Origin of the sequence: Porphyromonas sp. oral taxon 278 str. W7784 (genome assembly GCF_000467855.2) — a bacterium.
In the GTDB taxonomy this organism is placed as follows: Bacteria; Bacteroidota; Bacteroidia; order Bacteroidales; family Porphyromonadaceae; genus Porphyromonas.
The window spans coordinates 23,525-37,923 of sequence record NZ_KI259230.1 but is presented as its reverse complement, the minus strand read 5'-3'; the positions used below and the strand labels follow the sequence as shown (position 1 = coordinate 37,923).

The following is a 14,399-nucleotide window of genomic DNA, read 5'->3' as shown; positions in this document are numbered from 1 at the left end:
TATGCGGAAATTTATTTTCGTGCGCACAGAAATAAATTTCCTTCCGCAAGAAAATATTTTTTCTTCCGCAAGGAAATAAATTTTCTTGCGGAAGGAAATTTTTCGCTCTGCGGAAGGGTAATACTTTGCCTTCGGAAGGGGAGCCATTTTCGTTCGAACGGAAGGGAATTTCTCTTCGGACAAAAGCTCCCCGCCTTGCGGAAGGAAGGGAACTTCCCTTCGAAGGAAAATATCTTTTCCAAGGCAGGAAAACTTCTTTTCCAGGCAAGGAAAGTTCTTCGCCTTCGCCTTGAAAAGAAGTTCCGAAGGCGAAGCGGGCGGGCTTCCTTCGCCCAAGCGCAAGGGGTGGGTCGGCTTAGCTTGAACCGAGAGAACGAAGAAGCCCCCGAGTAAGCAGGAGCGCTTACTCGGGGGCTTTTGCTTGGAGGCGAGCCTCGGAAGGGGAAGGCGACAGCCTTTGAAGAGGAAGGAGCCCTGCTTCAGAAGGGAAGGCGACGGCCTTCGAAAAGGAAGGGAATGAGCCTTCGAAGAGAGGGGCAGTGGCCTTCGGATCGGAAAGAGGCGAGCCTCAGAAGGGAAGGCGAAGAGCCTCAGGAGGGGCTACTTGATCTCGCAGGCACCACCGGCGCAGGAGACAGCACCGAGCTCGTCGGCGTTGGTGTACTGCTTGCCGGAGAAGTCTACGCTCTTCCAGTCGACGGGCTTATAGGTCTTCTTGAGGACTTCGAAGAGGTGAAGATTGTTGACGCTCTTCAGTACGTTCACCGCCTTGTAGATGTCGCCACGATAGTAGTTGTGAGCGAACTTCTCGATACGGCGCACGATGTCTCGCTTGGCGGCGAGGTTCTCGACCTTATCCTGGAGCTTGGAGGAGAGGATGCCACGTACGTGTTCGCGCTCGAGCTCGGGAGCGTCGCCAGTGAGGTGCTTCTGGATGTACTCGTCGACGGCGTAGTCCGATACGAAGAGTTGCTCGCCACGCCCTTGGGCAGACTCGCAGGCCTTCCACAGGTCACCGAAGACTTCGATCGTGTCGACCACGAGACCGGAAGCGAACATGCTACCGACGCCGTACTCGCGCAGGATCTCTTCGGCCGAGGATACCTTGCACATGGGAGCCTGCGGTAGGTCCATGTCTCCGTAGGTGGAGAGGAAGGTGACGCCCGCTATATAGTTCTGGTTGTCCCAGACCCAATCGCAGACTACATCCCACTGGTCGTTGGGGACGTCGACGGTGTTAGAGACGTTGTTCTTGATAGGCGACTCCATGTCGGTCATGCCGGGGATGACCCAGCTCTGCTGTACGAGCTTGACGTACTCGAGGAGCTTGACGCCACTGAGTTCGCTACGAAGGAGGGTCTCTTCGCTTTCCTCGATAGGGAAGAAGATCTTCTTATCGGTGGCGGGCTTGAAGATGTTAGGCTGGACGGCCTTGGGGTTCGCTTCTTCGTAGGCCTTGAGGTTAGGCTCTTCGATGTTGGCTTCCACACTGCGCAGGTAGCGCTTAGCATAGGCTCCGTGGATACCGGAAGTCATACCAAGAAGGAGGCTCACCGTACCGTCGGGCTTGACACAGGTCGTGCGAGATGCGGGGTTGATGCCGAGGATGCGTGCACACTGGGAGTTCTGCTGGCGTACCTGCATGGCCCCTACTGCGAGGATGTCCTTATTGGTGAGGATCTGGGGATTGTTCATGATCCCCCCGATGGAGACACCGATGAGGGGGTCAGCCTTGATGATGTTGGTCGTGGCAGGACTTAGATAGGGGAAGTCCATGTAGGTAGCCTGCACGGTAGCCAGCGTCGAGGCACAGCGACAGATCTTGTAGAACTCTTCCTCCGTCGTGCACTCAAGCCCGTTGATCGAGGCGAGGTTACATACCTGCCAGCCCGTATCGCCATTCTTATCCGTGGGGAAGAAGCCAATCTCGCAACAAGGGTTGCACCCGACGCCGAACTTATCTCGCCAGTATAGCCCTGGGTCACCGCTGGTACGCATCGCTTCGAAGAGGGACTCGTAGAGGCTACGATCGACCTCCCCGCGGTTCAGCGCCGCAGACATATTGAAGCGAGCACGCTGTGGGTTCGTCGTGAACCAGTCGCCGTGCTTGCAGTTGACCATCTCGCTGTCCTCGGGAGAGAAGAGGATCATCAGTGCCGAGCGACGTACGCCACCGGAGAGGACCGAGTCCGCTAGATGAGCGATGATGTCGGTGCACTGCAGTGCCGAGAGGCGCTTCTGCCCGTCAGCGACGGCGCCCTTGAGGAGGGCACGGATGCGGTCCAGCGCTAGGCGAAGGCCGTCGGGCCCAGGAGCGATGAAGCGACCAGCGATCTTAGCGCCCTTGGGTCGGATCTCCGAGTAGTCGAAGACAGGCTTCTTGACGCCAGCGACGAAGAAGTACTCTAGGAGACGATGGATAGCGTCCGCCCAGCCCTCGATGCTGTCGCCGATGACGTAGGCTTCGCTCTCCTTGTTGAGCTCCTCGGCCGTGAGCAGGGGAGGGAGCTTGTCCACGTGAGGCTGTTCGACGGAGAGGCCACAGCCACAGCCACTCAGTAGGAGCCATTCGGTCTCACGGAAGACCTCGAGGCGGTCGCAGTGCGAGTAGCTACAGTTGTAGGACTTCGCCGACGACTTCAGCACCGGCTCGCCACCGAACTGAAGGTTGCGCTGAGAGCCTACGAACTTCTTCTGCTTATAGTAGTCGATAGCCTCGTTGAACTGGGTCATGAACCACTCATTCTCTAAGGCTTGGGGAGCGAAGCGCTCTAGGTGCGTCAGGTGCATCTGGCGGATGCGCTCGACACTCTCTTCCCAGGTCTCCTTGCGACCTAGATCTTCACGAAATAGGGAATACTTACTTTGGTAAACGTATTCAGATAAAGCGCGTTTGCTCTCTGTCATGATGGGGGAAATGTTGAGGTAATGATAGGAAGCCCTCCAGGAGAGCCCCCCTGAAAATGTTATGCAAAGCTACAATGAAAACTGCAATTTTGCACTATGGTTCTACCCCCTCCGCACCCCCTCTTCGGGGGTCGAGGAAGCCCTCCTCTAGGAGGGGGGGGAAGCCCCCTTCTCGCTTAGCCACCCGATTAGAGCAGGGAGCGAAGAAGCACTAGGATGACTTATCCACATCTATAGATCAAACAAGTACCCCTAATAGATCCCATCTATTATCCACAAGGCCTCCCTCCCCTCCCCCTCGCTCGCTCCCGCTGGTTATCGGGGATGCACGACACGAGGGAGGTAGCAGTAGCGCCTCAAACGAATTTGCAGTAGCGCCTCGGGGGAGGCGCTACTGGTGCCTCCCGAGCTTCGAAATCGAGGAGCCCAAGGCCAGGGCCGGGGAAGAAGCCTTCCGTAGCTGAAGGAAGCGAAGCGGGCGCCCTTCCATTCCCCGTCCAGGCGAAGCCGAATCGCCGGAGAAGCCCTACCTTTACAGAGCAAAACATACGCTCACCTAAGAGATACACGAGATGAAACCCTTACCTAGAGGATCCGTCTACGGACTGCTCCTCGTCGCTGGACTGGCTCTTCTGGTCACCGTCCTAGCTCAGCTCCCCGCCTGTCGCCAGCTCAGCCTCAGCCCCATGATCCTCGGCGTCGTCCTCGGGATGATCCTAGCCAACACCATCCGACACCGCCTCCCCGACGACTGGAGTGGCGGGCTTCAGATCGCAGGGAAGCAAATCCTGCGTGCCGGGATCGTCTTCTACGGCTTCCGCCTCACGCTCAGTCTTGTCTTCCTCGTGGGGAAGGAAGCGATCCTCATCGATAGCCTCATCGTCCTGGGAACCTTCATCCTCGGGAACTTCCTCGGACGCCTCCTAGGGCTCGACCAAGACGAGCGCCTCCTGATCTCCTCAGGCTCCGCTATCTGCGGGGCAGCGGCGGTGCTAGCTACCGAACCCGTCGTCGAGGCTAAGCCCCACAAGACCGTCGTCGCTGTCGCCACGGTGGTACTCTTCGGGACGCTGTCGATGTTCGCCTATCCCCTCCTCTACCGCTCTGGGCTACTTGAGGCGCTCTCGCCGAGGGGCGTAGGCATCTACACGGGGGCTACCGTCCACGAGGTGGCGCATGTCGTCGGCGCTGGGGCTGCGATGGGCCCTGAGATCGCTGCCACGGCTACGATCACCAAGATGATCCGTGTCATCCTCCTTGCCCCGACCCTGCTGGCCCTGAGCTATCTCCTGAGGCGAGGGCGAAGGGGAAGCGGGGACAAGGGCACGAAGAAGATCCAAGTCCCTTGGTTCGCCTTCTACTTCGTCGGCGTCGTCCTACTCAATTCCCTCCTCTTCATGCTAGCAGAGGGCTCCGCCCTGGAGAACCTCTATCGTGAGGTGACGGGGCTGATAGAGAAGCTCGACACCTTCGCCCTGACGATGGCGATGACGGCTATTGGGATGGATGCCACGCTGGCGAAGTTCCGTCAGTCGGGGGCTAAGGCCTTCCTCCTGGCCTCCGGGCTGTATGTCTGGCTGGTCTTCGGAGGCTATCTGCTGACCTTGCTCCTCGTGTAAGGCCTTCACCTCTACAAAGCTTCGTCCTGAGGGGACGCTGAGGGCAGGGGAACGGCTAAGCGAGCCGAGCACGGACGAGTTCGCTCGCCTCCTCCTCGGCTACGCTCTCTTGTAAATCGACCGTTTTCCCTCCGAAGCTCCTTCCGAGGCGCTAAGCTAAGAACGAAGGGAGACCTTCGCCAAACGGAAAGGGATAGCCTATACAAAAAGCATCGCTCCGCCTGTACCAACGTGGTACAGGCGGGGCGGTGTGCTCTAGGTAGGTAGCCCTAGAGGCTCGGTCAAAGGCGGAAGGTGAAGATCTGCGTGCTCTCACGCATCTTCCTAGTCAGTTGCATCAGGTGAGCCACCCACCAGACCTCTGCCATCAGGTCGACGACAGACGTCTTGCGCTCGAACTGCGCCGAGGGGAGAAGCCTCCGGATGTCCTCCTCTGAGTCAATCCCGCCGACGAAGGTCGCCTCCATATTCTTGAGGGTGTCGTGCATCTTAGAGCGCCTTGCCCAGAAGCTACTCAGAGCGTCGAAGATGACGACACAGCGCCCAGCGAAGTACTGGCTGATGTGCTCCAGCAGGAGCTGGATCTGGTCAAGGGTGAGGTAGGCGAAGACCCCTTCGATCGTGATGAGCACATGCGTCTCTGCCGTGATCTCGCTAGCGATCCTCTGGAGCCACCCTTCCTCTAGGAGGTCGGAGCCAATCGCCGTAGCATGCTCGCCGAGGAGGCGCTGGCGTAGCTCGATGACATTAGGGAAGTCGACATCGTAGTGGACGGCACCGTAGGTAGCCCCTGCTATGCGCTCCCCTCGGGTATCGAGCCCACAGCCGGCATTGACGGTGACGAAGGGCCTCCCCAGCGCCTGCAGTTCTTGGGCATGACGGGTAAGCTCTTCGTCCATGTAGCTTGCCCGCTTTAGGCAGCCGTAGTAGCTAGGGCTTTTCTTGGGGGAGAACTTCTGCTGATTATACGTGATCTCCTCGTAGAGCTCCGCAGCACGCTTATCACCGAGGATCGGGCGCTTGCTCTTGAGGTCGAGCGCACGCATCGCTAGCGGTATAATGAGGGTCTCCTGGACAGCACCCAGGCCCTCTAAGTTGGTTTGTCCCATGGTTAATTCTATTTCTTGGCTGAAGCCATACCTTTTACTGGGACAAAACTAGTACTTCTCCCAAGGTGCTTCAATACCTATAAATACTGATTTTCACCTACCAAACCCTACCTCGGGGGATAAACGAAGGACGCCCCACGCTCCTAGAGCATGAGGCGTCCTTGTCTTAGGGGTCTGTGGAGACTAGGCCCAGTATTCTTCGCCACGGACGACACGTCCACGGTGCATGACGAAGTGCAGGTGTAGATCTTCGTCGAGGAAGAGGATATCGGCATCACGCCCCTCTGCTATGCTTCCCTTGGTATCCTGGATACCCATGATGCGAGCAGGTGTGTGCGAGGCCATATATACAGCGTCGATGAGGGGGATGTTCGCCTTCTGCACCGCCGTACGGATCAGTAGGTCCATCGTGGCGATACTACCGGCTAGAGCAGAGCGGTCCGAGAGCTTGCAGACACCATCCTCTACGATGGCGTGTCCCGTAGGATCCTTGAAGTCTACCGTGCCGGTATAGAGGAGGGCATCGGTCGTGAGCGCCATATGTTCGCGCCCCTTCACGGCGTAAGCCAGGTGCACCATCACTGGAGGTACGTGGATACCATCACAGATGACTTCGATGTCGAAGTCGGGCATATCTAGGATCGTCTCTACAGCTCCGGGCACCTTGTAGATACCGACCTTGTGAGAGACCTTCATGGCGTTGTAGAAGTGCGTCCCTAGGGTATAGCCGTGCTCCCAAGCAGCCTTGACATCCTTGTCGTTGGCCTCGGTGTGCGCTAGAGCTACCACGACGCCACGCTCCTTGACATAGCGCCCGAACTCCAGCGTCCCTTCTACTTCGGGCGCAGCGTCCCAACGCTTGATGATGCCCATACCACGCTCCATGATCTTAGTGTATTCCTCTGGGCGAGCCGGACGGATGAGCTCTGGTAACTGTGCCCCAGCCATCTTTACTGCGAAGTAGGGACCTTCGAGGTGAAGACCTTCGACGGTAGACTCTTCATCCTTCATCAGTACCTCTGTACATTCGATCCCATGCATGATGGTCTCGTAGCTGGAGGTAGAGAGTGTAGGGTAGATCGTCGTCGTGCCATACTGTAGGTGGTACTCAGAGGCGGTGCGGAAGGCTTCTACTGTGCCGTCCATGTAGTCCGCCCCTGCTGCCCCGTGGACGTGGGTCTCGATCCCACCAGGGATGATGTAGGAGCCGCGGGCATCGATCGTGCGGGCACCCTCGATGGGGAGATCCGTATTGAGGACAGCCTTGATCTTCTTGCCTTCGACGAGGACTGAGCCTCCATCGATCCAACCAGAGGGTGTATAGATACGCCCTCCTACGATCTGTATATACATATGCTTATGTAGTGTATTTGTTTTAGAATGCTCTTAGGTACTGACCGACCAGATGGACTGGAAGTCCCATGACGGTATAGAAGGAGCCTTCGATCCGGCGAATAGCCCGATAGCCTATCCATTCCTGGATACCATAGGCGCCGGCTTTATCGAGTGGGTGGTAGTGGCGGACGTAGTAGTCGATCTCTTCGTCCGCTAGAGGGAGGAATTCGACCGTAGCGGTGTCGGAGAAGCACTCCATACGCTCCGTGGTCGTAAGCGTCACGCCTGTCGTGACTGAATGACTTCGCCCACTGAGCTGACGAAGCATCGCTCGTGCTTCTTCTTCGCTCTTGGGCTTCCCTAGGACTTGGTCCTCGATGAAGACCAGAGTATCTGCTGTGATCAGTAGGGTCTGATCATCAAGCAGTGGCCGATAGGACTCGGCCTTATGCTGAGCTATGTACAGCGGAATCTCTTCGGGACGAAGAGTAGCGGGGTAAGACTCGTCCACTCCCTCAAGGAGGACTTGCTCAAAGGGCAAGTCTAGTCCCCGAAGAAGCTCAACACGTCGGGGGGACTGTGAGCCTAGGATGATGCGATACTTACTGAGGTGCTGCCACATAGACGGGAGAGTCGAGGGAGGAAGGCTACCAACCAAAGCCTGCGGAGAGGGACCAATGGCCATTAGCTCTTAGGGTTTGCTCGATGACATCTCTGACGACGCCATAGCCTCCGTCACAGAGGGAGATATAGGTAGCTATACTCTTCACCTCGGGGGCGGCATCAGCGGGTGCGCAGGGCAGAGCCACGAGCTTCATGATCGGGATATCTGGTATATCATCGCCGATATAAGCAATCTCTTCGGGACGGAGGCCGGACTCACGACAGAGGACCTCGAGCTGAGCTGCCTTGTCGGAGACACGCATATAGATATGGGCAGCTCCCAACTGGCGGAAGCGCTGTGTCATCGCTTCACTTGCTCCTCCGGAGATAATAGCCAGGGTATAGCCTTGCTTGACGGCATACTGCATCGCATAGCCGTCCTTGACATTGACGGTACGCATAGGCATGCCATCGGGGCCTATAGGGCTGACCGTAGCACTCACCACGCCATCCATATCGAGAACAAAAGCACGGATTCGGGAGAGGTCAAAGGGGATACTGCTCATACTTCCTTAAAAGATTTACAATACAAAGGTACAATCAATTACGCAGACTACCTTATTATTTTAAGAAAAGGGAAGCACCTAAGCTGGGAGAACGGCGCTCCCAGCGAAGAATCGAGGGAATACCCGCCCGAAGACCGAATAAGCACTACCCCGAGGATAGCGACAGCACTAGCCAGAAAATGGTAGCCATACTGAGCCAAGGACAGGGCTAGCACCAGTCCGAGGAGAGGGCTAGCACCTCCTCAAAAAAGAAGGCATCACCTACCCTACAATTATACTAGCATCGATACAAAAAGAGAGAAGTCACCTCAGCGAAGACGCTGAGGTGACTTCTCATCCTTGAGGGTTCTTAGTGAGCTCCCTAGGGGAGACTCCTCACTCTTACTCTACCTTCCCCTTGATACGAAGGGTGAACGCACCATCACGGCCATTGCTGTAGACGGCTACGTTCTTGAAGAAGGGACCAGGGCGTCCTGCGGGGTTGAAGGTAACGATGATACGACCTTCCTTCCCAGGAGCGATAGGCTCCTGACTATACTCTGGTGTCGTGCAAGCACAGGGGGTAGCCACACGAGTTATCACGAGGGGCGCATCCCCGATGTTCTTGATGACGAAGGTATGAGAGACCTTTCCATTTGCCTCCTTGATCACTCCGAAGTCGAACTCAGGAGCAGGAGAACTGATGACTGCACCCTTACCATTCTGTGCGACGACGAAGCCTACACACAGCAGGAGTGCACCCAGTATCCAAGCTAATCTTTTCATACTATTCTTTCTTGTTAGTTACAGCCTTTTATAGAAGGCTATTTCGTACAAAGATAGGCAAAAGTATCTAATGCTTAGGGAACGCCCTCCCTACTCAAAGCTCAGCGACAGCAGGATCATCCGTGTCGATGCCGACTGTAGGGCCTCGGTGAAGCGTATACGTCGATCCCCCTGGAGGTCGGGGCGGTCGGTCTCCAGGACGTTCGCTAGTCCGTAGTGGAAGGAGAGCTGGGGTGAGAGCTTGAAGAACGAGAAGTAGATGTCGCAACCCGCCCCTATGCTCAGCCCGTAGTCTAGGGGCTGAAGGCGAAGGAGCTTATCCTTCCCCGAGAAGGAGAGCGACGCATAGGGCCCAGCCGAGAGATAAGGGCGATAGTTCCCCCAGCGCATAGCTCCCCACTTGACCTCCAGCGGTAGCTGTAGGTAGTTCGTACGCACATTCATCTCCTGAATGCGCTGTGAGCCGTCGGTATAGGCCACAGGAGCATCGCCAATATGGAGCGTAGGCATCAGGCGAAGCTCTAGGTTGGGCACGAGCACCCAGCCACCTACAAGCCCGACACTGAAGCTCGGGTGATACTCGGGGGTATCTGCCCAGAGTTGCCCACCGTCACTATCCGCTCGACCCGAATTGGTGAGCCGAAGGTCCGTAGCATGAAGCCCGAAGCGGAAGCCTAGGTAGTAGCGACGGAGGTCTAGGTAAGGCTGACGCTGTACGGCCCCCTCCTGTGCCCTGAGGCTAAGAGGGAGAAGACCTAGGAGGAGCGTGAGAGCTCCGAGTATCAAGCGTCTTGGGGTCATAAGTTCGTTCGTGGCTCTAGTGAGGTAGTGGGCGGTAGCGAAGCACTACTGACGCACATGCCGACGCAGGTGCTGGAGGGCATAGCGCATACGGCCCAGTGCGGTATTGATGCTCACGCCTGTCTCCTCGGCTATCTCCTTGAAGCTCTTCTCCTCCCAGTAGCGCAGGCGTACGACCTGCTGCTGCTCTTCGGAGAGGAGGCTGATACCGACGCCTAGTTCATCGACATATTCGCCCATGATCATGCGCTCCTCAGCGGTGGGATCTGGAGAAGGGATCTGGATCGTCTGAAGGAGCTCTTCTCCGGAGGCCCCTTCTATCGTCTGCTCCTGTCCACGGGCACGCTGACGGCGGAAGTGGTCCATGATCAGATTGTGGGCGATGCGCCCTATCCAACTTCTGAACTTACCCTCGGCTGTATAGCGTCCCTGACGGATCGTCATCATGACCTTGATAAAGGTATCCTGGAAGACATCCTCTACGAGGTCTTCGTCCGTGACCCAGTAGCGGATCGTCGTATGTACATAGGCGTCGTAGCGCAGAAGAAGCGTGTCGAAGGCTTCGTTCGTACCTAGGGAGTAGAGCTCGACCAGCTGGTCATCGCTCATGCTGTCATATCGTCTCATTGTCGTCTTTTGTATTAGGCTAGTCTCCGTACCTTACCCATGGGCTGAGATCACGCACCGAAGCGGGTGGAGGTAGACTAGCAATAGACTTACATTTAGTAGATATGTATAGCTTACTCGATAGGCGTCTTTGTTTACACTACGTTAATAAGAATCTTTTATGGTCAAGTGAGCCTTGAGGCCCAACTCTTGACTACAAATTAAAAGATATGTTTTGACTTTGCCAAATCTATTGCCTTCTGATAGGCCTTTTAGAGAGTCGGCGTAGTCGGTCGGCGATATTCTTATCGAGGAGTGGGGAGAGGACAATGATCGTGACGGAGAGGAGGATTAAGAGGATCCCCAGAGCCATCGGCCCCGTCACTTCTTCGCCGAAGACCACCACGCCGATGACGATGGCCGTCAGTGGCTCCATAGCCCCCAGCACCGAGGTGAGCGTCGAGCCGATACTCTTGACGGCACGGACAAGGGCTAGGTTGGAGACCAGCGTAGGCAGGAAGGCCAGGAGCAGGAGGTTAGTCAGTGCACGTCCACTAGGTATCATCTGTAGCCCTCCGCTGAGGCTTGTGTCGAGGAGGAAGAAGAGGGCACTGAAGATCAGGACGTAGAGGGTGAGCTTGAGGTTGTTCGACTCTCGTACGCGACGCACATTATTCATCGTCACGAGGTAGGCGGCATAGGAGAGCCCCGAGAGCAGGACCAAGAGGATCCCGACCAGCGAAGCCGACGAAGAGCCCCCACCCTCCTTGAGCGAAAGCAGAGCTACCCCCGATAGCCCTAGGATAATAGCCAGGATAGTGAAGGGCGAAGGGCGCTGCTTGAAGACCAAGGCCATGATCAAGGTCACCCCCACAGGATAGAGGAAGTGCAGGGTCGTAGCCATCCCACTGGACATCGTCCCATAGGCCTGGAAGAGCAGTGACGCTGAGCCGTAGTAGAAGAAGCCGAGGAAGGCAAACCACAGGAGTTCCCTGAGGTTCGTGCGGAAGGTGATCTTCCGTACCTGCATCAGCACAGCTACCAGCACCGAGGCGAAGAGCATCCGATAGCACAGGATACTATTAGTCGTCAGACCTTCGCTCATGATGGGGAGTGTGAAGAGCGGGAGGAGCCCAAATGTCGAGGAGGCGGTCATCCCGAAAAGGAAACCCTTGAACTTATTCATCTACGTCATATATATACAGTGCTCAGATCGGGGATAATCTGTGCGTCTGACAAAGGTACGGATAAAATGTATCGGGGGCTTCTACTCCCCGCTTCCAGAGGGCGTTTCGGGAGGGGCAAAAGAAACCCACGGTGGTCGTCGAAAAAACCTACTGTAGGTCGTCTCGACGACCTACAGTGCATCGGTCAGGCGACCTACCGTAGGTCGTTTTTTCACTCCACCATAGGTCACAAAATCCACCCTTCGAAGAGCGCTTAAAAAGAGGGCGCTCCCTACGTCTTCGGATCGTAGAGAGCGCCTTATCCCGATGCGGGGAGGATGAGGATGGGGAGGTGGTGCTGAGCCTTAGCGCACAGCGCCCCAGACGAGGAGGCTATCCCGTAGCGCTTGCGAACTTCGGCGCATGAGCCAAGCCGTGCGCACCGAATAGCTCAAGGGAAGGGTACAGTCCAGCTCAGGGAAGATGCGAGCAAAGCGCTTCGCCTCGGGGGAGGTACAGACGGTGTAGCTGATCGATCCTGCAGCTACCTGCATAGCCAATTGCTCGGCCGCATAGACGGTGTCTATCTGGACGTGGAGGCTATCTCCGATCTCTTCACCCAGATGCTCTAGGAAGAGTCGGAGCGGAGAAGCCTCTGGCAGGGTGATGGATCGTCCTGCGAGCTCGACCTGGCGAGAGATGTGGTGCGTGCTATCGGCACGGCGCTGTACGAGGTAGATCGGTCCCGAGGTCTGCTCAGCGAAGAGCATGAAGAGCGTCGTATCGACCTCCGAGGTGTGCGTCAGCGGACGAGCTACGAGATCTGCCGCTCCCGATGCCAGCTTCTTGAGGGCTTCGTCCCAGCGGTTCTCAAGGATGACTTCGACCCGTAGGCCACTTCTCGACTGGAGCTGTTGGGCGAGCTCGTAGATCGAACCCGTGAGACGCCCGCCCTGCACTTCGCCCCCTTCGCCATAGGCAGCGAGTAGGCGAAGGACACCCTCTTGGCGTACCTCGGGATAGTCTCTTCGGACGACTTCCAGCCCCGAGGCGCTTCGGTCACTTCCCCTCCCCTGACGGCGGAGATAGAGCATGAGCCCGATAGCCAAGACTAGAGCAAGAGCATAGCCCACAAGGCGAACATTCAGACGGAACTTCGGCATAGCTAGCGGGAGGAAGAAGGGTGGAACTAATTATTAAGGTCTACGACCACGCCTGCAGCTAGGTGCATCGGGTTGTAGGGGTACTTGTACATGGAGAGGCGCTCATTGGACATGAGGGCTTCGCCGACATTGTACATCTGGAGGAAGAAGCGAGCACGCTTGAGACGGAAGTTGGCGTAGGCGATGAGTAGCGGAGCGTCGCCCCCTACATTGCCCTCAGTCTGCAGGGCGAACTGCTGGTCGGTGGCCAGATAGTAAGGCGCCCGATACGCCGTGTGCCAGTAGCCCTTCACCCCAAGGTCTACACGCATGACCTTCGCCACGAGGAAGCGGAGATAGACGTCGGCAGCTGCCGTGACCAAGGGAAGGGGAAGGACCGAAGTATTCGAGCTCTGCTGGTAGGCAGCTTCGAGCTCCCAGTTCAGAGGCCCTGTAGAGCCCATCTGTCGAGCTCTGAAGGAGAGGACCTGAAGGAGGTCGGTATGTTGCTGGGTCTCACCCTTGGAGTCGAAGTAGATATAGTTCTGTAGGCTCGCCGTGCGTGCCTCCAGGCTAGTACCCCAGGAGGCGAGGTGCACCTTCCCTCCGAGCTCTATACGGCGGGTGAACTTCAGATCCTTGTCCCACCAGCCGAAGGTGCCGTGGTGGTGCGCTGCGAAGTACGAGGGACGGGCATTGTCTACATAGGCATCAGCCTCTAGGGCAAAGCTCTTGCGGAAGAGGCGGAAGGCCGTACGAATATCTCCCTCCAGCTTGAAGGCTCCGAGGTCAGACCCTAGGATGCCCAGCTCGCCACGTGTGGAGAAGTTGAGTCCCGTACCTTCACGGCGCTCGATGAGTCCGCCTATGAAGGTCGAGCTAAGAGCTACGTCCTTAGCATAGCGATGTGTGGTGCTGTCGGGGAGGGATGCCCAGCGGTTCTCGTGGCGGAGGTAGGCAGAGAGACCGAACTTCACCCAGGGGCGGAAGCCCTCCATCAGCGAGAGGGCTACGGTATTCTGCAGGGTCACGAGCTGAGCCGTGTCATTAGGCAGGACATAGCTCTGCTCGGAGCCATCCGACTGCTTGCGCTTGTGGGTGATCGTCGGAGTACCAAAGACGGTGCTCCAGAGAGGATCCTCGGTATGGGAGAAGAAGCGCCGACTCTGCTTGTTGTAGTACGTCGTGAGGGAGAGGGCAGCGACAGGGACGAAGTAGGTGGAGTCTAGGCTAGCCAGCTCCCCATCGACACCGGGAAGAGGAGCCTCCTTGCGGGGTACGGTCCGGTAGCTCCCCAGGCGGTAGGACTGGGCGAGGTAGCCGTGCCCCGAGCGGATGCGGTTCGTGAGGTTGCCGGAGTTGATCAGGACAGGGACATCCCGGGAGCTTACCTTGGTTCGGCTGTTGGTGTAGCGCTCGGGGTTGTAGATATAGTCGGCGTTGGTGATCCCGCCGTTCTCTTCCTGTTTATAGTAGTCATTCGCTACATAGGCGTAGAGCTCATAGCGATCTCCCCGGTACGAAGCAAAGACCCGATAGCGGGCATCCTTACTACGTGCTTGGGTATAGAATCCCCCGATATTCTGGTAGTCGAAGTTGAGGCCTACGTTGAGGCTCTTCCCGAGGTTCACCCCGAAGTCACCAGCCAGGACGTCTGCACTCTCATTGGTCTGGAAGTTCTTCTGGTAGCGTACATAGGTGAAGGGCGTCTTCGTATCGTAGAAGCGGACAGCCTCGGGGGTATAGAGCATAGGAGATCGGGGGCGTCACGCCCTTCGAT

Annotated in this window: 12 protein-coding genes; 1 reads left to right on the top strand and 11 read right to left on the bottom strand. The window is 57.0% G+C overall.

The genetic code is table 11. The annotated features are described in order from the left end of the window. Positions 1-600: 600 nt before the first annotated feature. A complete protein-coding gene (locus HMPREF1556_RS03225) occupies positions 601-2,907 on the bottom strand; it encodes a hypothetical protein (RefSeq protein ID WP_021666816.1) in 2,307 nt (768 codons plus the stop codon). 572 nt (positions 2,908-3,479) lie between these two features. On the opposite strand from HMPREF1556_RS03225, the gene HMPREF1556_RS03220 reads away from it, so the two are divergent. After that, positions 3,480-4,526: a YeiH family protein gene (locus HMPREF1556_RS03220; protein WP_021666815.1), complete on the top strand. Its 1,047-nt coding sequence runs from the start codon at positions 3,480-3,482 to the stop codon at positions 4,524-4,526. A gap of 281 nt (positions 4,527-4,807) precedes the next feature. Here HMPREF1556_RS03220 and HMPREF1556_RS03215 read toward each other — a convergent pair whose 3' ends face one another. The 10 genes from HMPREF1556_RS03215 to HMPREF1556_RS03170 form a co-directional block, all read right to left on the bottom strand. Beyond that, positions 4,808-5,635, bottom strand: a complete 828-nt coding sequence (locus HMPREF1556_RS03215; protein ID WP_021666814.1) for a class I SAM-dependent methyltransferase — start codon at positions 5,633-5,635, stop codon at positions 4,808-4,810. A 183-nt stretch (positions 5,636-5,818) separates the two neighbouring features. After that, positions 5,819-6,988, bottom strand: coding sequence for an N-acetylglucosamine-6-phosphate deacetylase (gene nagA / locus HMPREF1556_RS03210; protein ID WP_021666813.1), 1,170 nt, complete (start codon positions 6,986-6,988; stop codon positions 5,819-5,821). A gap of 22 nt (positions 6,989-7,010) precedes the next feature. Further along, positions 7,011-7,592 (bottom strand): Maf family nucleotide pyrophosphatase, encoded by a 582-nt coding sequence (locus HMPREF1556_RS03205; RefSeq protein ID WP_021666812.1) that lies wholly within the window; start codon positions 7,590-7,592, stop codon positions 7,011-7,013. 25 nt (positions 7,593-7,617) lie between these two features. Then, on the bottom strand, positions 7,618-8,139 hold the full coding sequence (locus tag HMPREF1556_RS03200) for an HAD family hydrolase (protein WP_021666811.1): 522 nt from the start codon (positions 8,137-8,139) through the stop codon (positions 7,618-7,620). A 381-nt stretch (positions 8,140-8,520) separates the two neighbouring features. Beyond that, entirely contained in the window at positions 8,521-8,904 is a 384-nt protein-coding gene (locus tag HMPREF1556_RS03195) for a DUF1573 domain-containing protein (protein WP_021666809.1), read from the bottom strand. A gap of 90 nt (positions 8,905-8,994) precedes the next feature. Next, the gene (locus tag HMPREF1556_RS03190) at positions 8,995-9,705 is read right to left on the bottom strand and encodes a porin family protein (RefSeq protein ID WP_021666808.1); all 711 of its coding nucleotides are present in this window, start codon (positions 9,703-9,705) and stop codon (positions 8,995-8,997) included. Between the two features lie 45 nt (positions 9,706-9,750). After that, positions 9,751-10,332, bottom strand: a complete 582-nt coding sequence (locus HMPREF1556_RS03185) for an RNA polymerase sigma factor (protein WP_044125177.1) — start codon at positions 10,330-10,332, stop codon at positions 9,751-9,753. 229 nt (positions 10,333-10,561) lie between these two features. Further along, the gene (locus tag HMPREF1556_RS03180; RefSeq protein ID WP_021666806.1) at positions 10,562-11,497 is read right to left on the bottom strand and encodes a DMT family transporter; all 936 of its coding nucleotides are present in this window, start codon (positions 11,495-11,497) and stop codon (positions 10,562-10,564) included. A gap of 345 nt (positions 11,498-11,842) precedes the next feature. Further along, positions 11,843-12,640 (bottom strand): transporter substrate-binding domain-containing protein, encoded by a 798-nt coding sequence (locus tag HMPREF1556_RS03175; RefSeq protein ID WP_021666804.1) that lies wholly within the window; start codon positions 12,638-12,640, stop codon positions 11,843-11,845. A 26-nt stretch (positions 12,641-12,666) separates the two neighbouring features. Then, on the bottom strand, positions 12,667-14,370 hold the full coding sequence (locus HMPREF1556_RS03170) for a putative porin (RefSeq protein ID WP_021666803.1): 1,704 nt from the start codon (positions 14,368-14,370) through the stop codon (positions 12,667-12,669). Between the last annotated feature and the right edge of the window lie 29 nt (positions 14,371-14,399).